The sequence below is a fragment of the Martelella sp. UBA3392 genome (assembly GCF_002358775.1).
Taxonomy (GTDB): Bacteria; Pseudomonadota; Alphaproteobacteria; order Rhizobiales; family Rhizobiaceae; genus Martelella; species Martelella mediterranea.
Genome location: NZ_DEPM01000147.1, coordinates 1 through 7,354, shown reverse-complemented (window position 1 = coordinate 7,354; position 7,354 = coordinate 1). Strand labels below are relative to the sequence as shown.

Sequence of the window (7,354 nt, the reverse complement as noted above, 5' to 3'; positions counted from 1 at the left end):
CTTTCGGGGCATCTCTCCCGCCAGCGGGAGAGAGTATTGGGAGCAAGCCGCCATGCCACACGCGGCCACCCCGCAGTCGAGCGAAAGGATGCTGCAGGGCGTGGCTTTGTCGCTCAACAGAGCCAGGCGAGTCCCGCTAAACGCGGACAGGCGGCCGTGGCGTTCGATCGTACCTGATCACCGCATTCGCTCGAAGCTCATGGCGATATGGGCGCGGCGGAGATGGCAAAGCGCGTCGATCTGGCCGGTTTCGATGGCGGCGAGGATTTCGGCGGTTTCCCGGCAATAAATCTCCGCTTCATTTTCGAAATCGACCGCCGAGGCGGTGATGGCCTGCAGCCAGATGCGGGCGGTGCGGAAATAGAGGCGTTCGCCGGTTTCCCTGAGCGGTTGGTTCAGCGAAAGCCGGTTGATCGCGAGAAACATGTCGCGGTCGAGGGCGGCGAAATCGCGCGGCGCGGGCGTCTGCCGAAGCGCCAGGGCGCGTTCATGCAGCGCGCGAAAATCGGCAACAGTTTCGACGGTGAGCGGGGCAGGATCGAGATGGGCGATCAGCACGACAAGCTCCATCCGGAGACGATAGACCTGCGCCAGTTCTTCAAGGTCGACATCGGTGACGATGGTGCCGACGCCGTGGACGGAGCGCAGCAATCCCTCATCCTCAAGGCCCGCGAGCACGCGCCGGAGCGGCGTGCGCGAGACGCCGAATTCGTTCGCAAGGGCCACTTCCGAGAGCTTTTCGCCCGGCGGATAGTCCAGCATCATGATCCGCTCGCGAATGATGTCGTGGATCTGGGCGAGCCGGTCGCGACCGGTGGCAGGCTCCGTCGTCATCGCCACGCGCCCGCAAGCCGGTCGAGCATGGCAAGGCACTGGCCGAGTTGGTCTGCGCTCAGACATTCGTCCGGCTTGTGGGCCTGGTCGATCGAGCCCGGTCCGCAGACCACGGCGTCCATGCCGATCTCCTGAAAGAAGCCGGCCTCCGTGCCGAAGGGCACGACATCGGCACGGTCCTCGCCGGTAAGGCGGAAGGCGAGGTCGCGGGCGGCGTTTTCGTTTTTCGGAAACAGCGCCGCCGCCTCGCCGATCACTTCCGTCTCGATATCGGCTTCCGGGGCCACCGCGCGCATGGCGGGCAGCAGGTCGCGGGCGCAATAGGCGGCAATGTCGTCTTTCACCAGCGACAGGTCCTCGGCGATCACCGGCCGGGTTTCCCAGCGCAGCACCGCGCGAGGGGCAATGACATTATGCGACAGCCCGCCCTCGAGTGCGCCGACATTGAGCGTCGCGTAGGGCGGCTGGTAGCGGGAGCCTTCCGGCACGCGCGCCATCAGCCGTTCGCGCAGCTCCATCAGCCGGCCGATGTAGCGGGCGGCATATTCCACCGCATTGACGCCCAGCTCGGGAGCCGAGGAATGGCCGGAGCGGCCGGTGAAGGTGACGGTATATTCGCAGCAGCCCTTGTGGCCCTCGATCACCCGCATCATGGTCGGCTCGCCGACGATCGCGAGCGCGGGACGGACCTCGCGCTCTGACAGCCATTCCGTCAGCGCCCGCGCGCCGATGCAGCCGACCTCCTCGTCATGGGTGAAGGCGAAGTGGATCGGCTTGCTGGCGGCGATCTCGGCCAGCGTTTCCCGCTTTGCCAGGCAGGCGGCGATGAAGCCCTTCATGTCGCAGGTGCCGCGACCAAAAAACTTGCCATCGCGTTCGGCAAGCGTGAACGGGTCGCTGGTCCAGAGCTGGTCGTCCACGGGCACGACATCGCTGTGGCCCGACAGCATCAGCCCGCCGGGGCGGTCGTCGCCGAGCGTTGCGAACAGGTTGGCCTTGGTCCCGGTGGCATCGGTGAGGATTTCCACCCGCGCACCGCAATCCGACAGCCGCTCGGCGATATAGGCGATCACCGGCAGGTTGCTTTCCGACGAGACCGAGGGAAAGGCGACGAGGTCTGCGAGAATATCGCGGGCGGCAATCAGATCGCTCAAGGGTCAATCCTTCACGAACAGTTTGCGCTCGACGCTGCAGAGTGTCTCCGCCGGGCCGTTTTCGGTGATCAGAATGGTTTCGGTGATTTCCAGCCCCCAGTCGTCCATCCAGAGGCCCGGCATGAAATGCAGCGTCATGCCCGGCTTCAGCAGGGTTTCGTCGCTGGTGCGGATGCTGACGGTGTGCTCGCCCCAGTCCGGAGGATAGGCAAGGCCGGTGGCATAGCCGCAGCGGCTCGGCCGCTCGATGCCGACCTTCCAGAGTTCCTTTTCCAGTGCGGCGGCGATATCGCCCGCCCGGTTGCCGGCCCGCGCCGCCTCGATCCCGGCATTCAGCCCGGCGACCAGCGCTTCCGCCGCGTCGGTCATGTATCGCGGCGGCTTGCCGAAAAACACCGTGCGGCTGAGCGGCGCGTGGTAACGGCGATAGCAGCCGGCCTGCTCGATGAAGGTGGCCTCGCCGGTTCTGAATTCGTCGCCGCTCCAGGTGAGATGCGGCGCGGAGGCGTCGGGGCCGGACGGCAGCAGCGGCATGATCGCGGGATAATCGCCCCAGATATCGTCGACGCCGGTGATCGCGGTCTTCATCAACTCGCCGACGAAATGGTTTTTCTTCATGCCGGGCTCCGCGATCTCCATCGCATGGGTCATCACCCGGTCGGAGATTTTCGCCGCCTTGCGCATGAAAGCGATTTCCTCGCCCGACTTCACCACGCGCTGCCAGTCGACGAGGCCCGAACCGTCCTTGATCGTTGCCCCCGGCAGGCCCTTGACGAGCGCCGCGTGGCCGGCGGCGGAGTAGTAATAGGCGTTCATTTCCACACCGATACGAGCCTTGTCGAGCGCGAGGCCCGCAAGCTTCTCGGCGAGATCGTCCATCGGGTGGATGCCGTTCGCCTGGATATAACGGTCGGCATAGAAGAGGATATGGTCCTCATCGAGAAAAGCGGTGCGGCGTGCGCCATTGGCATCCATCAGCCGTCCCCACCAATAGGGCATGCCGTCGCCGGTGACGATCACGGCCTGATCGACATAGAAGGACCAGCCGTCATAGCCGGTCAGCCAGTTCATGCCGGCGGGCGAGGTGACCACCAGTGCATCGAGGCCATAGGCCTCCATACCCTTGCGGGTCAGCGCCAGCCGGCGGTCATATTCCGATTTTGAAAAGGGCAGTTCCGTCGCCGCCATGGTTTTCCTCGTTTTGTTGTGCACAACGCTATTGACGGCGTTGCGGTAAGGACCTGGGCCGCCTTCTCAGGTTACCCCATATCTCTCCGGGTCATCCTCGGGCTTGACCCGAGGATCCAGGTGACTTTCCACACGGAACATGCATGCGGGGCTCGACTCTCTCCACCATGCTCAGCCTATTCGCCATGCAACGCGCGTGGCAGGGGCCGCTATGGATCCTCGGGTCGAGCCCGAGGATGACTCAGAAATGGAGGTGAGCGAGGCGCGCCTCTTAGCCCCAGAATGTTCCGCTTTGCATTCTCCCTCAATGTTGTATACAACACCGTTTCAACACGGCGCGCAAGCCCTTTCACAGCACGAGGACACGATGCTTACCAACGACCAGCTCGACCGTTTCGACCGCGAGAATTTCTTCCACCCCTCGACCCATCTCGCCCAGCATGCGCGCGGCGAAAGCCCGAGCCGGATCGTGAAAACGGCAAAGGGCGTGTTCATCGAGGATCGCGACGGCAACAAGCTGCTGGACGGTTTCGGCGGGCTTTATTGCGTCAATGTCGGCTACGGGCAGGAAAGCATCATCGAGGCGATCGCCGAGCAGGCGAGGGAGCTAGCCTATTACCACGCCTATGCCGGCCACGGCACGGAAGCCTCGATCAACCTGGCGAAGATGGTGATCGACCGCGCGCCGGACCATATGTCGAAGGTTTATTTCGGCCTTTCGGGGTCCGATGCCAACGAGACCAATATCAAGCTCATCTGGTACTACAACAACATCCTCGGCCGCCCGGAAAAGAAGAAGATCATCTCGCGCTGGCGCGGCTATCACGGCTCGGGCCTGATGACCGGGTCGCTGACTGGCCTTGCCGGCTTCCAGCGGAAGTTCGATCTGCCGCTGGAGCGGGTGTTCCACACCACCGCGCCTTATTATTACCACCGCAAGGACCTTGCGATGAGCGAGGCCGATTTCGTCGCCCATTGCGTTGCCGAGCTGGAAATGCGGATCGAGCGCGAGGGCGCGGACACGATCGCGGCCTTCATCGGCGAGCCGGTGCTGGGCACCGGCGGCATCGTGCCGCCGCCGGAAGGCTACTGGAAGGCGATTTCCGCAGTTCTCGAAAAGCACGATATCCTGCTGATCGCCGATGATGTCGTGACCGGCTTCGGCCGGCTCGGCTCGATGTTCGGCTCGGATCACTACGGCCTGAAGCCCGACCTGATCACCATTGCCAAGGGGCTGACGTCCGCCTATGCGCCGCTTTCCGGCACCATCGTTTCCGACAAGGTCTGGAAGGTGCTGGAGCAGGGCACGGATGAGAACGGCCCGATCGGTCATGGCTGGACCTATTCCGCCCATCCGATCGGCGCTGCCGCCGGCGTTGCCAATCTGAAGCTGATCGATGAGCTGGGTCTGGTGAAAAATGCCGCCGAGACCGGGACCTATCTGCGCGCCGCGATGAAGGACGCGCTTGCCGATCATCCCCATGTCGGCGATATTCGCGGCGAGGGCATGCTGATGGCCGTCGAATTCGTCAGGGATCGCGAGAGCCGCACCTTCTACGATCCGTCCGAAAAGGTCGGCCCCAACCTTGCCGCCGCGTTGATCTCGGAAGGCGTCATCGCCCGCGCCATGCCGGAGGGCGATATTCTGGGCTATGCCCCGCCGCTCTGCCTGACCCGCGAGGAGGCCGACCAGATCGTGGCGGCGACGAAGAAGGCGGTGACTGCGGTTCTGGGGTGAGGTGAAAAGGAGGCGCGATGTTGAAGGCGATCCATCATGTGCAGCTTGCCATGCCGGCGGGCGGAGAGGATCGGGCCCGCGCCTTCTATCGTGATCTGCTGGGCGTGCCCGAGGTGGAAAAACCCGACAACCTGAAACCGCGCGGCGGGTGCTGGTTCGAGGCGGACGGGCTGCGTATCCACCTCGGCGTCGAGAAGGATTTTCGACCCGCCCGCAAGGCGCATCCGGCCATTCTGGTCGACGATGTCGATGCGCTCGCCGCACGGGTCGCGAAGGCCGGCTACGCGGTGAAGGCCGACGCGCCGCTGGAAGGTTTTCTGCGCACCTATGTCTACGATCCCTTCGGCAACCGCATCGAACTGATGCAGGCGATCGCGTGAGCTTTTCGGCCCGCAATCGTTGACATTTGGCTGAAAGGATGGTCATCGGTTGCGGCGAACAGAAGAGACCGTCCATCCATGCCGTCCACAAGCCTGCCGGATTGCGCCGGCGCCATCCTTCAAGCCTTCGCGGCGCGCGACACGGTGTTGACCGATATCCCGGTCATCCAGCCCGCGGCCCCCTTTCTGGATATGGCGGGCGAGGCGCTGCGCCGCCGCATCTTCATGACCGAGAGCGAGACCGGCGAGAGCCTGTGCCTGCGCCCGGAATTCACCATTCCCGTCTGTCGCCACCATATCGAGAACAATGCCGGCACGCCGAAGCGCTATGCCTATTGCGGCATGGTGTTCCGCCAGTCCCGCGATGATGGCGCGTCGGAGTTTTTCCAGGCCGGCATCGAGGATCTCGGCAGCGCGGATTTCGCAAAGGCCGATGCCCGCGCCATCGCCGACGCGCTCGCGATCCTGCGCGAATGCCTGCCGGAAGCGCGGTTTGCGGTCACGCTCGGCGACCAGAACCTTTTCGAGGCGGTCGTCGGCGCGCTCGGCCTGCCGGGCGGCTGGCAGAAGCGGCTGATCCATGCCTTCGGCAATCAGAAGCGGCTGGAAACGCTGCTCGACGCCCTTGCGCGGCCGCAGCCGGTCGGCGGGCTTGACCGGCGGGTCGCCGGTTTCCTCGCCGATGGCGACGAGGCCGGGCTGATCGCCCATATCGACGAGACCATGCAGGCCACCGGCTATTCCACCAATGCCAGCCGCAGCCCGGAGGAAATCGCGCGGCGGCTGAAGGAAAAGCTGGCGTTGTCGGTCACCAGCCTGGATGCCGAGGCGCTGGACGCGCTGACGACGTTTCTGTCGCTCGATATCGGCCTTGATCAGGCGTCGGAGGCGCTCACCGGTTTTGCGGAGAAATTCGGCCTCGACATTGGTTCGGCGATCGCCGCCTTCGAAAACCGGATCGCGGCGATTGCGGCAAGTGGCGTTGCCGTTGCCGACATCACCTATCGCGCCGCCTTCGGGCGACCGCTCGACTATTACACCGGCCTCGTCTTCGAGATCACGGAAACCGGCACGCGCGCGGCACTGCTGGCCGGCGGCGGGCGCTATGACCGGCTGCTGACGCTGCTCGGCGCAAGCGGGCATATTCCGGCGGTCGGGTTCTCGCTCTGGCTCGACCGGATCGAGCGGGCAGGCAGCCAAGCCGAGGATATCCGATGACTGTCACCATTGCCTTGCCCTCCAAGGGGCGCATCAAGGAAGGCGCGGAACAGGCGCTGAAGGCGGCGGGTTTCACGGTCGCGACCAACGGCAACAGCCGCTCCTATCGCGGCCAGATCGAGGGCCGCGGCGATATCGAGGTCGCCTTTCTCTCAGCCTCCGAGATCGCGCGCGAGGTCGGCAGCGGCGCCGTCGATTTCGGCGTCACCGGCGAGGATGTGGTGCGTGAGAATGTCGCCAATGCCGATGCCCGAGTCGAGATCGTCTCCCGCCTCGGTTTTGGTCAGGCCGATGTCGTGGTCGCCGTGCCGGAAATCTGGCTCGATGTCGATACCATGGCCGATCTCAACGACGTCGCCGCCGAATTCCGCAGCCGCCATGGCCGCAGGCTGGCGATCGCCACCAAGTTCTGGCGGCTGACCCAGCAGTTCTTCACCGCCACCCACGGCATTCAGCTCTACCGCATCGTCGAAAGCCTCGGCGCCACCGAGGGCGCGCCGATGGCCGGCCAGGCCGACATCATCGTTGACATCACCTCCACCGGATCGACGCTCAGGGCCAACCATCTGAAGATCCTGTCCGACGGGCTGATCCTGAAATCGGAAGCCTGTTTCATGCGCGCCAGGAAGCGCGAGCATGAGGGCGATGCGGTGGTTGCCGAGATCGTTGCGGCGATGCGCGGGTGAGGGCTAAGATAGTTCCGGCCCTGAAAGTGGCCGCCCAATGCTCCGAGAAGTAGTTTTACCCAAGCCTCGCAGCCCCAATCTCCCCCCCCTTGAGGGCAGGGGAATCGCGTATGGCTTTTAAGCTATTGAATATTTGACGCAAATCGATTCATCTTC

At 64.3% G+C, this 7,354-nt stretch carries 7 protein-coding genes; 4 read left to right on the top strand and 3 right to left on the bottom strand.

The features are described from left to right. Positions 1-177: 177 nt before the first annotated feature. From B4E36_RS11300 to B4E36_RS11290, 3 genes are read right to left on the bottom strand one after another with little or no spacing between them, the layout of a single operon-like run. On the bottom strand, positions 178-834 hold the full coding sequence (locus B4E36_RS11300) for a GntR family transcriptional regulator (RefSeq protein WP_292056548.1): 657 nt from the start codon (positions 832-834) through the stop codon (positions 178-180). Beyond that, positions 831-1,988 (bottom strand): acetylornithine deacetylase, encoded by a 1,158-nt coding sequence (argE, locus tag B4E36_RS11295; protein WP_292056550.1) that lies wholly within the window; start codon positions 1,986-1,988, stop codon positions 831-833. Before argE ends, B4E36_RS11300 begins: the two co-directional genes overlap by 4 nt. Positions 1,989-1,991: 3 nt before the next feature. Further along, on the bottom strand, positions 1,992-3,176 hold the full coding sequence (locus B4E36_RS11290; protein WP_292056552.1) for a M24 family metallopeptidase: 1,185 nt from the start codon (positions 3,174-3,176) through the stop codon (positions 1,992-1,994). Between the two features lie 367 nt (positions 3,177-3,543). Between B4E36_RS11290 and B4E36_RS11285 the strand changes: the two genes are divergently transcribed. The 4 genes from B4E36_RS11285 to hisG all read left to right on the top strand — a co-directional run bounded on the left by B4E36_RS11285 (position 3,544) and on the right by hisG (position 7,198). Further along, positions 3,544-4,914 carry an aspartate aminotransferase family protein gene (locus B4E36_RS11285; protein ID WP_292056554.1) on the top strand — a complete coding sequence of 457 codons (1,371 nt, stop codon included), beginning with the start codon at positions 3,544-3,546 and terminating at the stop codon, positions 4,912-4,914. Positions 4,915-4,931: 17 nt separating this feature from the next. Further along, positions 4,932-5,294: a VOC family protein gene (locus B4E36_RS11280; protein ID WP_292056557.1), complete on the top strand. Its 363-nt coding sequence runs from the start codon at positions 4,932-4,934 to the stop codon at positions 5,292-5,294. A 78-nt stretch (positions 5,295-5,372) separates the two neighbouring features. Continuing rightward, positions 5,373-6,512 (top strand): ATP phosphoribosyltransferase regulatory subunit, encoded by a 1,140-nt coding sequence (locus B4E36_RS11275; RefSeq protein WP_292056558.1) that lies wholly within the window; start codon positions 5,373-5,375, stop codon positions 6,510-6,512. After that, entirely contained in the window at positions 6,509-7,198 is a 690-nt protein-coding gene (hisG, locus tag B4E36_RS11270) for an ATP phosphoribosyltransferase (RefSeq protein WP_292056561.1), read from the top strand. Before B4E36_RS11275 ends, hisG begins: the two co-directional genes overlap by 4 nt. The last annotated feature ends 156 nt before the right edge of the window (positions 7,199-7,354 follow it).